Below are 13,464 nucleotides of genomic sequence, written 5' to 3'. Positions count from 1 at the left end.
GTGGTTTTCTTCGTTTTCATTGGCTTCAGCCTTGAAGCTTCCCCTGGAACTGGCCCGGGAGCCACAGTGCGAGCTGCGGGTACACCATCACGATGATGAGAGTGATGATCATCACAAAGACAAACGGAATGACCGAAAGGTAGATGTCGCGCAGCCGGATGTCGGGTGGCGCCATGGCGCGCATCAGGAACAGGTTGTAGCCGAAGGGTGGCGTCATATACGCGATCTGGCAGGTGATCGTGTAGAGAACGCCGTACCAGACCAGATCGAACTCGAGCGCCTTGACCAGCGGCACGTAAAGCGGCGCCACGATGACCAGCATCGCCGTGTCGTCGAGGAAGGTGCCCATCAGCAGGAAGCTGAGCTGCATCAGGATGAGCACCTGCCAGCGATCGAGGCCGAGGCGGTCGAGAAAAAAGCCCTCGATCGCCTTGACGGCGCCCAGCCCGTCGAAGACGGCACCGAAGCACAGGGCGGCGAGGATGATCCACATGAACATGCAGGAGATGCCGAGCGTCTTGCGGACCGTGTTCTCGAAGACCTCGCGCGTCAGGCGTCCTTTGATGATGGCCGCCGCCATGGCGGACAGCGCACCCACAGCAGAGCTTTCCACGAGGCTGGTGACGCCCATCAGGAACAGGCCGTTCATGAAGAAGAAGATCATGAAGGGCAGGATGCCCGCGCGCAGAAGGGCAATCCGCTCGCCCCAGGTGATGGCGGCGCGCTCCTCGCGCGTCAGCGCCGGCCCGAGATGCGGTTGGAAATAGCAGCGGATGGCGATGTAGGCGACGAACAGGCCCGCCATCAGGAAACCCGGCATCGCGCCGGCAAGCCAGAGCTGGCTGACCGGCTGGCGGGCGATCATGCCGTAGAGCACGAGCACGACCGAAGGCGGGATCAGGATGCCGAGGCTCGATCCGCCCTGGACGACGCCGGTGATCATCTGCTTGTCGTAGCCGCGCCGCAGGAGCTCGGGCAGGGCAATCGTCGCGCCGATGGCCATGCCGGCCACCGACAGCCCGTTCATCGCGGAGATGACGACCATCAGGCCGATGGTGCCGATCGCCAGGCCGCCGGGCACGGGGCCGAACCAGACATGGAACATGCGGTAGAGATCGTCGGCGATCCGGCTTTCCGACAGCATGTAGCCCATGAAGATGAACATCGGCAGCGTCAGCAGCGGATACCATTTCATCAGCTTGATCGACTGGGCGAAGGCGATCTCCACGCCGCCGGTGCCCCACAGCGGCAGCGCCGCCAGCACGGCCACTGCGCCGATGACGCCGAAAACGCGCTGCCCGGTGATCAGCAGCGCCATCATCGAGGCGAACATGAACAATGCGATCAGCTCGTAGCTCACAGGCCTGCCTCATGCGGGTGGTCGACATTGATGCCGCGCAGATAAAGAACGTCTCGGAAAAGCTCGGCCAGGGCCTGCATCAGCATGAGCAGGATCCCGGTTGTGGCGACCAGCTTGACGGGCCACATGTAGGGCCGCCAGACCGAATGGGCGCGCTCGCCGAATTCGAGGGCGTAGGTCGTGCTCGAGACACCACCGTAGAGAAGGATGAAGAGGTAGAAGATCAGGAACAGGACGGTGATCGCGTCGACGGCCGATTTGCGCCGGTGCGACCAGCCCGAATAGAGGAGATCCATGCGCACATGGTCGCCGAGCTGCATCGAATAGGGCCCGCCCAGTATGTAGTAGCCGACCATGATGAACTGCGCCATCTCCAGCGTCCACAGGGCGGGCGAGCCGGCAAACTTCGAGATCGACGACCACAGGAGCACCCCCATCATGGCGAAGATCAGATACATCGCGAAACGCCCGATCCGCCGGTTGAAGCGGTCGACGATGCGGACATAGGCGGCGAGAGCCTTCATGCTTTCGGCTCCTTCTGAGGCATGCCGGCGTCCTCCTTCTCGAAAAGGGGCAGGGCGCGGGCCAGGAGACCGGCGACGCGATCGGCCCATTCCGCCTGGCCCTGCGGTCCGGAAATCAGGTCGTTGCGGATCTCGAGCATCACGTTAGGGATGCCGCGGGCGAGCCCGTGGCGCTTCAGCGTGTGCGTCACTCCATCGGCGGGGCCATAGGGATAGTTGCGCCGCACGCCGGCAAGGCCGATCTCTTCGGCCGCCGCCAGCATTGCATCGCCCAGCTCCCGGTCGGCGTCGTGCAATATGCCGAGGCCGCCCTCGCGCATCTTGCCGAAATAGACCGGCGTGAAGGAATGGACCGTCACCAGCACCGGGCGGCTGCCGGCGGCAAGTCGCGTTTCGATGAGGGCGCCTATGGCGGCGTGAAATGGATGATAAAGCGCGTCGGCGCGTTGCTGCCGCATCGCGGCATCGAGGTTGCGATTGCCCGGAACCCGATGGATCTCGCTTGTCTCCGGGATGGCATCCGGCGCTTCGGGTGGCCGGTTGCAGTCATAGACGAGGCGCGAGAAGCGCTGGAAGACGAGCGGCGCGTCGAGGCGTTCGGAAAGTCCGCGGGCGACGGCCAGTGCGCCGATGTCCCAGGCCGCATGGCTGTCCAGCGTCTCGGGTTCGGCGCCGAGCGTGCCGAGCGCCAGCGGGATCGTCCTGGAGGCGTGTTCGCAGACGAGCACGACCGGCGAGCGCCCCTCCCGCCGCTCGATCGCGACAGGTGAACCCTCAGACGGTTCGAGCAATGCCTTCGCCACCAGGAAGATCTCCTCGCAAGCCCCTTTGGTCGCCGTGTGTCCGAGTTCCACCGGACCGTTCCCCTTGCGGCGTCGTTTGTAATATTGATTAGCATTGCGACACTTTTGTCAATCGTGTAATTTTTATTACGAAGCGGTCCGCAGCCGTCCGCCAATGGGGAGTCTCGTTTGGGAACCAAGGAACAGGTGCACGAAGCGCTCGGTCACATGACCGACGCGGAGCGGAAGGTCGCGCATGCCTTCCTTGCCAACTATCCGAGCAGCGGCCTGTCGACGGTGGCCGAATTCGCCGACCGTGCCGGCACGAGCGCTCCCACCGTCTTGCGCTTCGTCTCGCGCCTTGGCTATTCCGGCTATCCCGAGTTTCAGCGGGCGCTGAGGACGGAGATCCAGGCCGAGCTTCTCTCGCCGCTCGAAAAGGGCGAAACCTCCTCGGCGCGCAGTGCCGACGGGTCGGCGCTCGGGGCGTATTTCGCCCGCGCCGAGGCCAATCTCGCCGCGACGCTGGGCGCCATCCCGGAGAGCGAGTTCGAGGCCGCCTGCCTGCTCCTGTCCGATCACAAGGCGGCCTGCTACCTGCTCGGCGGGCGCTTCAGCGATGCCGTCGCGCGCTACATGGCGGCGCATTTGCGCATCGTGCGGCCCAATGTGCGCCGCTTCCAGGACCAGACCTCCACCTGGGACGACCAGTTGCTCGACATCCGGGCGGGCGATGTGGTGGTGCTGTTCGACATCCGCCGCTACCAGCGCGATCTCGTTCATCTGAGTGAACTGCTCGGCGAGCGCAGGGCGCGCATCGTGCTCATCACCGACAGCTGGCTGTCACCCATCTCGCGCTATGCGAAGGTGGTCCTGCCCTGCGCCATCGATGCGGGCCGCACCTGGGATTCCAGTGTGGCGCTCATCGCGCTGGCGGAAGCCATCATCGACCGGGTCACCCACAGGAACTGGGATGCCTCGCGCAGCCGCATCCAGGCGCTGGAGCACATCCACTGGAACAAGCCCGCTGCCGGCTGATGCCGCGCCAAGCAGAACCGCTACCCGTAGATCGCCGCCGCGGCTTCCTGCAGGCGGGCCATCGCCGCCCGGTAGGGGCCGGGACCGTGGCTGATCCGCGCCACGCCCAGCGCGCCGAGACGGCCGGCGTCCGGTGCATCCTTCATGGCCATGATGTTGACCGGCAGCGCTGTCGCGTCGCAAAGCTCGCCGATCAGTCCCTCATCGACCAGCGCTGGCGCGAAGAAGCCGCTGGCGCCGGCCTCCTCATAGGCTCGCGCGCGTTCCTTCGCCTCGGCCAGCAGCGCCGCGTGCCGGCTGCGGTCGCTTTCCTTGAGGAAGAGGTCGGTCCGCGCGTTGATGAAAAGCGCCACGCCCTTCCTTTCGGCCATGGCCCGGATGGCGGCGATGCGCGCCGCCTGGTCGGCAATAGCGTGCAATCCGTCTCCGCCGACGATCTGGTCCTCGAAATTGATGCCGATCGCGCCAGCGTCGAGCAGGCGGGCAACGTTTTCGGCGGCTTGTTGCGATTCGGTCGCGTAAGCGCCCTCGAAATCCACGGAGAGCGGCAGGTCCACCGTTTGCGCGATGCGCTCCGCGACGGCGGTGAGCACGGCGAGCGGTATCTTCTCGCCGTCGCCATAGCCATGGGCGGCGGCGACCGACCAGCTTCCGGTGGCGAGCGCCTTCGCGCCGCCCCCGGCGACGGCCTTTGCCGAACCCGCATCCCAGACATTGTAGAGGATCAGCGGGTCGCCCTTGACGTGCAGGGCGGCGAAGGCGTGGGTTTTGTCACTCTGGCTCATGGTGTCCTCCGGTTCCTGAAAACATCACTCTTTCATGTTCGAGCAGCCATCGCTTGCGCCACAGACCGCCGCCATATCCGGTCAGGCCGCCATCAGCGGCGAGCACCCGGTGGCAGGGGATGACGATGGCGATCTGGTTGGTTCCGTTGGCCCGCGCCACGGCACGCGTGGCATCCGGGCGGTCGAGCTCTGCGGCAAGCTGCGAATAACTGCGCGCCGCGCCCGGCGGGATCTTCCGCAAGGCACGCCAGACGTCGCGCTCGAAGGGCGTTCCGTGGCCGGCGAGCCGCGTCTCGAAGCGGGCCGAGCGGCCGGCGAAATAGGCGTCGAGCTCGGCGGCGATCTGTCCGATGGGCGCGTTGCGCCCCATGGCGATCGCCGAGCCGGTCGCTTTTTGCAGCTTGCGGATCTCGGCCGGCAGGGCCGTGCGTTCGAGAAATTCGAGGAGGTGCAGCGCGTGGCCGTCGGCGACCGCGACCATTGCGCCGATCGGCGTCTCGATCCAGTCGGCCAACAGCAGCGGGCGGCGACGCATGCCGGCGGGCGCTTCGCCGAGAAGCCGTGTCACCGCATTGCGAAAGCCACTGCCGGAGGCAAAGCCCGCCTCCTGCTGCGCCTCGATCACGCTGGCGCCGCCGGCAAGGTTCTCCACCGCCTGGCCGACGCGCCGCAGCCGCGCCATCTCCAGGAAGCTGAGGCCGAAGCGTCGCTTGAAGGCGCGGCGCACGGTCGAGGGGTCGTGACCCAGCCGGACAACATCCGTCTCCGACCAGCGTCTTTCGGGTTCCGCCTCCAGCCGCGCGAGGAGGTCGCCGACGAGCGGATCGGCCTCGCCGGCGCGGGCCAGGGGCCGGCAGCGCTTGCATGGCCTCAGACCCGCCTCGAAACATTGCGCGACCGTGTCGTAGAAGACGACGTTCTCGCGCCTCGGCTTGCGGGCCGGGCAGGTGATGCGGCAAAAGATGCCGGTGGTCGTCACGCCCGCATAGACGAAGCCGTCGAGGGCCGCGTCGCGGGCGATCAGCGCCTGATAGAGATGGTCGTCGTCGGGGCGTTGGAACAGCATGGGCGGACAGTAGCGCAAAGCCGTTCGCCCGCCGCCGAAAATCGGGCGTTTATTTCAACGCTCCTGACATGGTTCCAGACACCGTCTCCCGGCCCATGCGGCGTCGTGCCTTGTGCCGGGGTCAGTCGCAGAACGGGCGCAGCAGGTCCTGTGTCGCGGCGATGTCATCGACGATGGCCTGCCGCACACCGGCCGCGTCGCGCCTGCGCAGGGCCGCGATGGCCGCGTGGTGATGGCGCGTGTAGGTCTCGCCCTCCCGCGACTGCAGGATCGGTTCCACATTGCGCGTCAGCATGCGCATATAGGGGCCGAAACGCAGCCACAGCGTCTCGGCGAGCTGGATCAGCACGTCCGAGCGCGAGCCCTCGTAGAGAGCGAAATGAAACTCGCGGTTCCTGGCGAGCATCGCATAGACGCTTTCGTCGCGTCCGGAGGCTTCATGCGCGGCGACCAGGCGCTCCAGCTCGCGGATATCGTCGGCGCCGAGATTGTCGGCGGCAAGCTCCGCCGCCAGGCCCTCCACCGCCATGCGGGCGCGGCAAAGGTCATCGAGCCGCGCCTTGCTGACGGCGGGCACCCGCGCCGAACCATTCGGCGCGATCTCCAGGGCGTTCTCGGCGGCCAGCCGGCGCAGGGCCTCGCGGACCGGCATGTGGCTGGTGCCGAAGCTCTCGGCCAGCGACGCGATGGTCAGCACCTGCTCGGGATCGAAGCGGCCGGTCATCAGGGCGTCGCGCAACTGGCGGTAGACACCGTCCTGGATCGTCACGCGCGATGAAACCGGAACAAAGTCGCTCTGATGCACTGTCTGCCTCCCCAGAGCGTCCTTTTGGACGCAAAGGACGCTCTATTTCTTTGTCTTTCGCTGCAGGGTCGAGTACGGGGAGTTTGCTTCTCGCGCAAGTGTCTCGGTGGCGGGATCGGTCGCCCACCGGGCTGCCGTCAGCGGATCACCTTGCCCTGATCGTCGAAACGATAGAGGCGCCGGGCGTCGAACCTGGCATGCAGGGTGCTGTCGATGCCGAACCGGTGCTCGCCGAAAAGCCGCGCACAGACGAGGCCTGCCTCGCCGCAGTCCAGGTAGACGTTGGTGTCGGCGCCCAGGTGCTCGATATGCGAGACACGGCCCTTGATGTCGCCCTCCGTGCCGTCGACGGAGATGTGTTCCGGCCGCACGCCGATCGTCTTCGCATCCTGACGGCCAAGCTGCGATGCCTCGATGAAGTTCATCTGCGGAGAGCCGATAAAGCCCGCCACGAACAGGTTGGCCGGGTCGTTGTAGAGCTCCATCGGCGTGCCGACCTGCTCGATCCGCCCGGCGTTGAGCACGACAATCCGGTCGGCCAGCGTCATCGCCTCGGTCTGATCGTGGGTCACATAGATCATTGTCGAGCCGAGTTCGCGGTGCAGGCGGGCGATCTCCAGCCGGGTGTTGACGCGTAAGGCCGCATCGAGGTTGGACAGCGGCTCGTCGAACAGGAACAGCTTCGGCTTGCGCACCACGGCGCGGCCGATGGCGACGCGCTGGCGCTGGCCGCCGGAAAGCTCGGCCGGCCGGCGGTCGAGATAGGGCTCGAGCGACAGCATCCTGGTCGCCATCTCGACCCGCTCGGCGATCTGCGCGGCCGGATGCTTCGCCTGCTTGAGGCCGAGGCTCATATTGTCGCGCACCGTCAGATGCGGGTAGAGCGCGTAGGTCTGGAACACCATGGCGATGCCGCGCTTGGAAGGCGGCGTGGCGTTGACCGCCGCCCCGTCGATCTCGACACTGCCTCCGGTGGCGTCCTCGAGGCCGGCGATGATGCGAAGAAGGGTGGATTTGCCGCAGCCGGAGGGGCCCACGAAGATGACGAATTCCCCGTCCTTCACCTCCAGGTCGACCCCCTTGATGACGTCGACCTTGCCGAAGGACTTGGTGATGTTGTTGAGTGCGAGTGAGCCCACTTGTTCTTCCTACAATTCTATTTCCTTGCCGCTTCGCACGCTTTCGTCGGCTGCGAGGCAGATGTTGAGGGATTGGACCGCGTCTTCCATGTGCCGGGAAAGGTCGATGTCCTCGCGGATCGCCTTCAGCACGAAGGCCTGTTCGCGGTCGCACAGCTCCTGGTGGCCGGGCTCGTCCTGCATCGACAAAAGCGTGTCGGGATGGGCGAAGCCGCCGCCGTCCGTGGTCTCCGCATGATGGATGCGGATGGTGGATGTCCTGGTGTGGGTGTCGATGTCGTCCGAGCGCGCGCCCTCGGCCATGACGATGGAGACGCAGCCTTTCGGCGAGACGATGTCCTTCACGAAGAAGGCGGTCTCCGACATCATCGGACCCCAGCCGGCCTCGTACCAGCCGAGCGAGCCATCCTCGAACAGCACCTGGAAATGACCGTAATTGTACATGGCCGGCGCGATCTCGTCGGAAAGGCGCAGGCCCATGCCGCGCACCTTGACCGGCTTGGCGTCGGTGATCTGGCACATCACGTCCACATAGTGCACGCCGCAGTCGACGATGGGTGGCGTGGTCTCCATCAGTTGCTTGTGGGTGCGCCAGGTGGGGCCGGAGGATTGCTGGTTGAGGTTGAGGCGAAACACGTAAGGGCCGCCCAGCGCCCGCGCTTCCTCGATCAGGCGTATCCAGGACGGATGATGACGCAGGATATAGCCGATGACGAGCTTGCGCCCGTTGGCCTTCGCCGCGTCGACGACGCGGCGGGCGTCGGCGACATTGGTCGCCAGCGGCTTTTCGACGAACACATGGGCGCCCCGTTCGAGGGCCGCCACCGCATAGTCGGCATGGCTGTCGGAATAGGTGTTGACCGACACCAGGTCTGGTTGCAGCCGTTGAAGCGCCTCGAGATAGTCGCCCGTCAGTGGATAGGAACCGAGCGCTTCCGGCAGGGCCGGCCGCGAGCGGTTGACGAGGCCGACGATCTCGAAGCCCGGATTTGCATGATAGGACAGCGCATGACTGCGGCCCATATTGCCGAGGCCGGCAACCAGCACGCGGACGGGTGGCGCGCTGCCGCTCATTTGACCGCTCCCGAGGTGATGCCGCGGATCAGCTGGCGCGAGAAGATCAGGTAGAGGATCAGCACCGGAAGGATGGCGAGCGACAGGGCGGCCAGCACCGCGTTCCAGTTGGTCACGAACTGGCCGATGAAGACCTGCGCGCCGAGCGTGACGGTCTTGGTCTCCTCGGCCGGCGCCAGGATCAGCGGGAACCACAGGTCGTTCCAGATCGGGATCATGGTGAAGACGGCGACCGTCGCCATGGCCGGCCTGACGAGCGGCAGGACGAGGCGGAAGAAGATACGGTATTCGCTCAGCCCGTCGATGCGGCCGGCGTTCTTCAGGTCGTCGGAGACCTGGCGCATGAATTCCGACAGGATGAAGACCGCCAGCGGCAGGCCCTGTGCGGTGTAGACGAGGATCAGCGCCGTGCGCGTGTTGACGAGGTTCGAGGCCACCATCATCTGCAGGATCGCCACGGTGCCGAGTCGGATCGGGATCATGATGCCGAGCGCCAGGTAGAGCCCCATCAGCGTGTTGCCCCTGAAGCGGTATTCCGACAGCGCGAAGGCCGCCATCGCGCCGAACAGGAGCACGAGGAACAGCGAGACGATGGTGACGATCAGGCTGTTCTGGAAGTAGAGCAGGAAATCGCCCTGCTTGAGCACCGTCTCGAAGCCGATCAGGCTGAAGCTGTCGGCATCGGGCAGCGACAGCGGCGCGCGGAAGATCGCCTTGCGCGACTTGAAGGCGTTGATGACGATGACCACCACCGGAAACAGCGCGATCACCGTATAGGCGATGAGGATCGCGTGGGCGGCGATCGAATGGGCGGGGGAGTGTCTTGCGGTGCTCATGTCTGCCCCCTCAGAACTGATACCGGCGCAGGCGCCGCTGGATGCCGAACAGATAGATCGACACGCCGATCAGGATGATCGCGAACATCGCCGTGGCGATCGCCGCGCCGAGGTTCGGATCGCCGAGCTGCAACTGGAAACCGAAGAAGGTGCGGTAGAGGAAGGTGCCGAGGATGTCGGTCGAGAAATCCGGTCCGGCAAGCGCCCCTTGTGTCGAGTAGATCAGGTCGAAGGCGTTGAAATTGCCGACGAAGGTGAGGATCGAGATGATGCCGATGGCCGGCAGCACGAGCGGCAGCTTGATCTTCCAGAACTGCGCCATGCCGGTGACGCCGTCGCATTCGGCCGCCTCCAGCAACTCGTCGGGGATCGACAGCAGCGCCGCGTAGATCAGCATCATGGGGATGCCGACGAACTGCCACACCGAGATCAGCGCCAGCGTCGTCAGCGCATAGGCCTCCTTGCCGAGCCAGGGCTGGAACAGGCTCTTCAGGCCGACGAGGTCGAGCAGGTTCGGCGCCACGCCCCACAGCGGGCTGAGGATCAGCTTCCAGGCGAAGCCGGCGATGACGAAGGAGAGGATCGTCGGGATGAAGATCGCCGTGCGATAGAAGGCGCGCATGCGCAGCCTGGGATTGCTGAGCAGGGCCGCCAGCAGGATGCCGATCGGGTTCTGCACCAGCATGTGGATGACGAAGAACCAGACATTGTTGCCGAGCGCGTTCCAGAACTGCCCGGCCCAGCGTGGATCGCCGAACAGCAGCCGGAAATTGTCGAGGCCGATGAAGACCTGGCTGTTGGCGACATCCGTGTAGAGCGACAGTTTCAGCGTGTTGAACAGCGGCAGGATCATGACGGCGGTGTAGACCAGCACCGCCGGCGCCAGGAACACGGCGATATGCCACCGGATGGCGGGTCTTTTGGGTTGCTCTGCGGCCATGGATGCCCCTTCACTTCGATGGCTGCCGGGCGGGCGTGCCGCGCCCGGCAGCATGATCGAGCAGATGTTACTTCTGCTGCGGCTCGTACCAGCTCGCCAGGCCCTTCTGCAGGGTCGCGGCGCCTTCTTCGGGCGTCTGCGCGCCGCGCAGCACGTTGGCTGACACGTTCCACATCTCGTTCCACAGGTTCGGCGTGCCGCGCGACAGGATCTGGTGCGCCGGGCGGATGGTCGACTTGCAGCTCTCGCGCCAGGAGACGAACTCCTTGGCGAGCGGGTCTTCCATCTCCACCGTCTCGTTGGAGAGCGAGAAGAAGCCCGGCAGCGAGTTGGCGTAGAGCGTGGCGAATTCGGCCGAGCCGACCCAGTTGAGGAAGGTGCGGGCAGCCTCCGGATTGGCCGACTTGGCGTTCATGCCGATGCCGATGTCGGTGTGGTCGGAGATGTAGCACTCGTCGCCGGCATTCTGCACCGGCGGCGCGAAGGCGCCCATCTCGAAGTCGGCCTGCTCGTTGAAGATCGAGATCTCCCAGGAGCCGGCCGGAAAGATCGCCGCGCGGCCGAGCGTGAAGAGATTCTGGCTGTCGGGATAGGCCTGCGCCTCGTAACCGTCGCCCAGATAGTCCTTCCACCGGGCAAGCTGGCGGAACGGCTCCACCCAGGGCTCGTCGGTCAGCTTCTGCTCACCTTTGATGAGCGCCAGACGGCCTTCCTCGCCTTTCCAGTAGTTGGGGCCGATGTTGGTGTAGCCCATGGTGGCGGCTTCCCACTGGTCCTTGGCGCCCATGGCCATGGGAACGTAGGTGCCGTCCTCCTTGATCTTGTCGAGCAGGGCGAAGAACTCGTCATTGGTCTTCGGTGGCGTGAGGCCCAGCTCCTCGAAGACCTCGGCATTGTAGATGAAGCCGTGGATGACCGAGGCCATCGGCACGCAGAAGGTGGCCGAGCCGTCGTCAGTGCTCCAGGCGGCCGTCGCCACATCGCCGAAGTTCTTCATGTTCTCCAGGTCCTGGATCGCCGCCAGCTGGCCCTTTTCATAGAGGCTGAGCGAGGCGTCGAAGGGACGGCAGGTGATCAGGTCGCCGGCGGTGCCCGCTTCCAGCTTGGAGTTCAGGACGGCGTTGTATTCGGTCGGCGCCGAGGGGGTGAACTTCACCTTGATGCCGGGATGGGCCGCCTCGAAGGCGGGGATCAGCTTCTCCTGCCAGATGGTCAGGTCGTCGTTGCGCCAGCTCTCGATGGTCAGCGTGACGTCCTGCGCCAGGGCCGCGGAGGCCGGGGCGAGCATCGTCGCTGCCAGAAGCGCCAGCTTCATGTGTTTGAAAGTCATTCCCTTCTCCCTGTTGAATGCTTGATGAAGTCCATGTTCGGCGGCGCCCGCAGGCGCGCGGGCAGCCGAAACGCTGCGCCGGGGCGCGCTGCCCCGGCGTGCCGTTCGCCCGATCGTCTCTATTTCTGCGGTTCGTACCAGCCGGCAAGGCCCTCTTGCAGCCGCGCGGCGGCGGCTTCCGGCGTCTCGGTGCCCTTGACGACGTTGGCCGAGGCGTTCCAGGTCTCGTTTTCCAGGTTCGGCGTGCCGCGCGACAGGATCTGGTAGGTCGAGCGGATGGTCGATTTGCACTTGCCGCGCCAGGAGACGAATTCCTGCGCCAGCGGATCCTCCATCTTCACGTCGTGGTCGGAGAGCGAGAAGAAGCCGGGCAGGGCGTTGGCGTAAAGGCTCGCAAACTCGGCCGAGCCGACCCAGTTGAGGAAGGTCTTGGCGGCCTCCTGGTTCTTGCCCTTGGCGTTCATGCCCATGGCGATGTCGACATGGTCGGAGATGTAGCATTCGTCGCCCGCGGCAGCGACCGGCGGCGGGAAGGCGCCCATCTTGAAGTCGGCCTGCTCGTTGAACACCGAGATCTCCCATGAGCCGGCCGGATAGATCGCCGCGCGGCCGAGCGTGAAGAGGTTCTGGCTGTCGGGATAGGTCTGCGCCTCATAGCCGTCGCCCAGATAGTCCTTCCACCGGGCAAGCTGGCGGAACGGCTCCACCCAGGGCTCGTCGGTCAGCTTCTGCTCGCCTTTGATGAGCGCCAGACGGCCTTCCTCGCCTTTCCAGTAGGTGGGACCGATGTTCTGGTAGCCCATGGTGGCGGCTTCCCACTGGTCGTTTGTGCCCATGGCCATGGGAACGTAGGTGCCGTCCTCCTTGATCTTGTCGAGCAGGGCGAAGAACGCGTCGACCGTCGCCGGCGGTTCGACGCCCAGTTCGGCGAACGCATCCGCATTGTAGATGAAGCCATGGATGACCGAGGCCATCGGCACGCAGAAGGTGGCCGAGCCGTCATCCGTGCTCCAGCCGGATTTTGCGACGTCGCCGAAATTTTTCATGCCTTCCAGGTCCTGGACCGGCGCGAGATAGCCCTTCTCGTAGAGGCTGAGCGAGGCGTCGAAGGGGCGGCAGGTGATCAGGTCGCCGGCGGTACCCGCTTCCAGCTTGGAGTTCAGGACGGCGTTGTATTCGGTCGGCGCCGAGGGGGTGAACTTCACCTTGATGCCGGGATGGGCCGCCTCGAAGGCAGGGATCAGCTTTTCCTGCCAAATGGTCAGGTCGTCGTTACGCCAGCTTTCGATAGTCAGGGTCGTGTCCTGCGCCAGGGCCGTGGAGGCCGGGGCGAGGACCGTGGCGGCTAAGAGCGCCAGTCTCAGTCTCTTCGTCATGTTCTTCTCCCTGTTTGCCTCGACAGTGCGTCCGCCATGCGGGCGGTCGATGCGCCGAGAGCGCGGCAGTGCCGCCTCTTGTTCCGGTGTGGGGAATTCTTCTTCTGCCGGTTACCCGCGCCGTCGAGCGCGGGAGACCTTCCGACCGTCGCGGAAACCGGCCTCGGGCTCCTGCCCCTGTGGGATGCCTGTGCCGTTTTTCGTGCGGTGCGGATCGTAAGACCTCCACCCGGCGATTTAAGGCCAAAAAAATACCATTTGTCCAGAGGAGATTCCGCGACAGTCACTGCCGAAGTGCCGAATCGAAGGGGAAAAGCCATCCGTTTCAGGGAAATGTCCATCTTTTGTGCGTGCGCATTTTTTGCGGTTTCCCAAAGGTATCTTTTTGGTATCATGTGTGGGAGGAGTG

The 13,464-nt window shown here is 65.1% G+C and carries 13 protein-coding genes; 1 reads left to right on the top strand and 12 read right to left on the bottom strand.

All coding sequences use genetic code 11. The annotated features are described in order from the left end of the window. Positions 1 to 25: 25 nt before the first annotated feature. The 3 genes from NUU27_RS08390 to NUU27_RS08380 are packed head-to-tail and all read right to left on the bottom strand — an operon-like array spanning position 26 to position 2,696. On the bottom strand, positions 26 to 1,360 hold the full coding sequence (locus NUU27_RS08390; RefSeq protein WP_257761637.1) for a TRAP transporter large permease subunit: 1,335 nt from the start codon (positions 1,358 to 1,360) through the stop codon (positions 26 to 28). After that, on the bottom strand, positions 1,357 to 1,884 hold the full coding sequence (locus NUU27_RS08385) for a TRAP transporter small permease subunit (RefSeq protein WP_257761636.1): 528 nt from the start codon (positions 1,882 to 1,884) through the stop codon (positions 1,357 to 1,359). The genes NUU27_RS08390 and NUU27_RS08385 overlap by 4 nt, the downstream gene beginning before the upstream one ends. Further along, a complete protein-coding gene (locus NUU27_RS08380) occupies positions 1,881 to 2,696 on the bottom strand; it encodes an N-formylglutamate amidohydrolase (protein ID WP_374566122.1) in 816 nt (271 codons plus the stop codon). Before NUU27_RS08380 ends, NUU27_RS08385 begins: the two co-directional genes overlap by 4 nt. 159 nt (positions 2,697 to 2,855) lie before the next feature. On the opposite strand from NUU27_RS08380, the gene NUU27_RS08375 reads away from it, so the two are divergent. Further along, positions 2,856 to 3,704: a MurR/RpiR family transcriptional regulator gene (locus tag NUU27_RS08375; RefSeq protein WP_257761635.1), complete on the top strand. Its 849-nt coding sequence runs from the start codon at positions 2,856 to 2,858 to the stop codon at positions 3,702 to 3,704. Between the two features lie 20 nt (positions 3,705 to 3,724). Here NUU27_RS08375 and NUU27_RS08370 read toward each other — a convergent pair whose 3' ends face one another. The 9 genes from NUU27_RS08370 to NUU27_RS08330 all read right to left on the bottom strand — a co-directional run bounded on the left by NUU27_RS08370 (position 3,725) and on the right by NUU27_RS08330 (position 13,055). Beyond that, positions 3,725 to 4,489, bottom strand: coding sequence for an isocitrate lyase/phosphoenolpyruvate mutase family protein (locus tag NUU27_RS08370; protein ID WP_257761634.1), 765 nt, complete (start codon positions 4,487 to 4,489; stop codon positions 3,725 to 3,727). Then, the gene (locus NUU27_RS08365; RefSeq protein ID WP_257761633.1) at positions 4,476 to 5,555 is read right to left on the bottom strand and encodes a bifunctional transcriptional activator/DNA repair enzyme AdaA; all 1,080 of its coding nucleotides are present in this window, start codon (positions 5,553 to 5,555) and stop codon (positions 4,476 to 4,478) included. The genes NUU27_RS08370 and NUU27_RS08365 overlap by 14 nt, the downstream gene beginning before the upstream one ends. Positions 5,556 to 5,676: 121 nt before the next feature. Further along, a complete protein-coding gene (locus tag NUU27_RS08360) occupies positions 5,677 to 6,360 on the bottom strand; it encodes a GntR family transcriptional regulator (protein ID WP_257761632.1) in 684 nt (227 codons plus the stop codon). Between the two features lie 137 nt (positions 6,361 to 6,497). Further along, entirely contained in the window at positions 6,498 to 7,499 is a 1,002-nt protein-coding gene (locus NUU27_RS08355; protein ID WP_308219955.1) for an ATP-binding cassette domain-containing protein, read from the bottom strand. A 9-nt stretch (positions 7,500 to 7,508) separates the two neighbouring features. Beyond that, positions 7,509 to 8,573, bottom strand: coding sequence for a Gfo/Idh/MocA family protein (locus tag NUU27_RS08350; protein WP_257761631.1), 1,065 nt, complete (start codon positions 8,571 to 8,573; stop codon positions 7,509 to 7,511). Then, on the bottom strand, positions 8,570 to 9,409 hold the full coding sequence (locus NUU27_RS08345; protein WP_257761630.1) for a carbohydrate ABC transporter permease: 840 nt from the start codon (positions 9,407 to 9,409) through the stop codon (positions 8,570 to 8,572). The genes NUU27_RS08350 and NUU27_RS08345 overlap by 4 nt, the downstream gene beginning before the upstream one ends. A gap of 10 nt (positions 9,410 to 9,419) precedes the next feature. Beyond that, positions 9,420 to 10,349 carry a carbohydrate ABC transporter permease gene (locus NUU27_RS08340; RefSeq protein WP_257761629.1) on the bottom strand — a complete coding sequence of 310 codons (930 nt, stop codon included), beginning with the start codon at positions 10,347 to 10,349 and terminating at the stop codon, positions 9,420 to 9,422. Between the two features lie 67 nt (positions 10,350 to 10,416). Further along, complete coding sequence (locus NUU27_RS08335) at positions 10,417 to 11,679, bottom strand: ABC transporter substrate-binding protein (RefSeq protein ID WP_257761628.1); 1,263 nt, start codon at positions 11,677 to 11,679, stop codon at positions 10,417 to 10,419. Positions 11,680 to 11,798: 119 nt separating this feature from the next. Beyond that, positions 11,799 to 13,055, bottom strand: a complete 1,257-nt coding sequence (locus NUU27_RS08330; protein ID WP_257761627.1) for an ABC transporter substrate-binding protein — start codon at positions 13,053 to 13,055, stop codon at positions 11,799 to 11,801. Between the last annotated feature and the right edge of the window lie 409 nt (positions 13,056 to 13,464).

Source organism: Nitratireductor sp. ZSWI3 (assembly GCF_024655565.1).
GTDB lineage: Bacteria > Pseudomonadota > Alphaproteobacteria > Rhizobiales > Rhizobiaceae > Nitratireductor.
This window is presented reverse-complemented; position numbering and strand designations above follow the sequence as displayed.

Excerpts from the sequence above, each read along its gene's own strand:
- NUU27_RS08385 (WP_257761636.1), bottom strand. The coding sequence starts at position 1,884 with ATGAAGGCTCTCGCCGCCTATGTCCGCATCGTCGACCGCTTCAACCGG.
- NUU27_RS08370 (WP_257761634.1), bottom strand. The coding sequence starts at position 4,489 with ATGAGCCAGAGTGACAAAACCCACGCCTTCGCCGCCCTGCACGTCAAG.
- NUU27_RS08365 (WP_257761633.1), bottom strand. The coding sequence starts at position 5,555 with ATGCTGTTCCAACGCCCCGACGACGACCATCTCTATCAGGCGCTGATC.
- NUU27_RS08350 (WP_257761631.1), bottom strand. The coding sequence starts at position 8,573 with ATGAGCGGCAGCGCGCCACCCGTCCGCGTGCTGGTTGCCGGCCTCGGC.
- NUU27_RS08345 (WP_257761630.1), bottom strand. The coding sequence starts at position 9,409 with ATGAGCACCGCAAGACACTCCCCCGCCCATTCGATCGCCGCCCACGCG.
- NUU27_RS08340 (WP_257761629.1), bottom strand. The coding sequence starts at position 10,349 with ATGGCCGCAGAGCAACCCAAAAGACCCGCCATCCGGTGGCATATCGCC.
- NUU27_RS08335 (WP_257761628.1), bottom strand. The coding sequence starts at position 11,679 with ATGACTTTCAAACACATGAAGCTGGCGCTTCTGGCAGCGACGATGCTC.
- NUU27_RS08330 (WP_257761627.1), bottom strand. The coding sequence starts at position 13,055 with ATGACGAAGAGACTGAGACTGGCGCTCTTAGCCGCCACGGTCCTCGCC.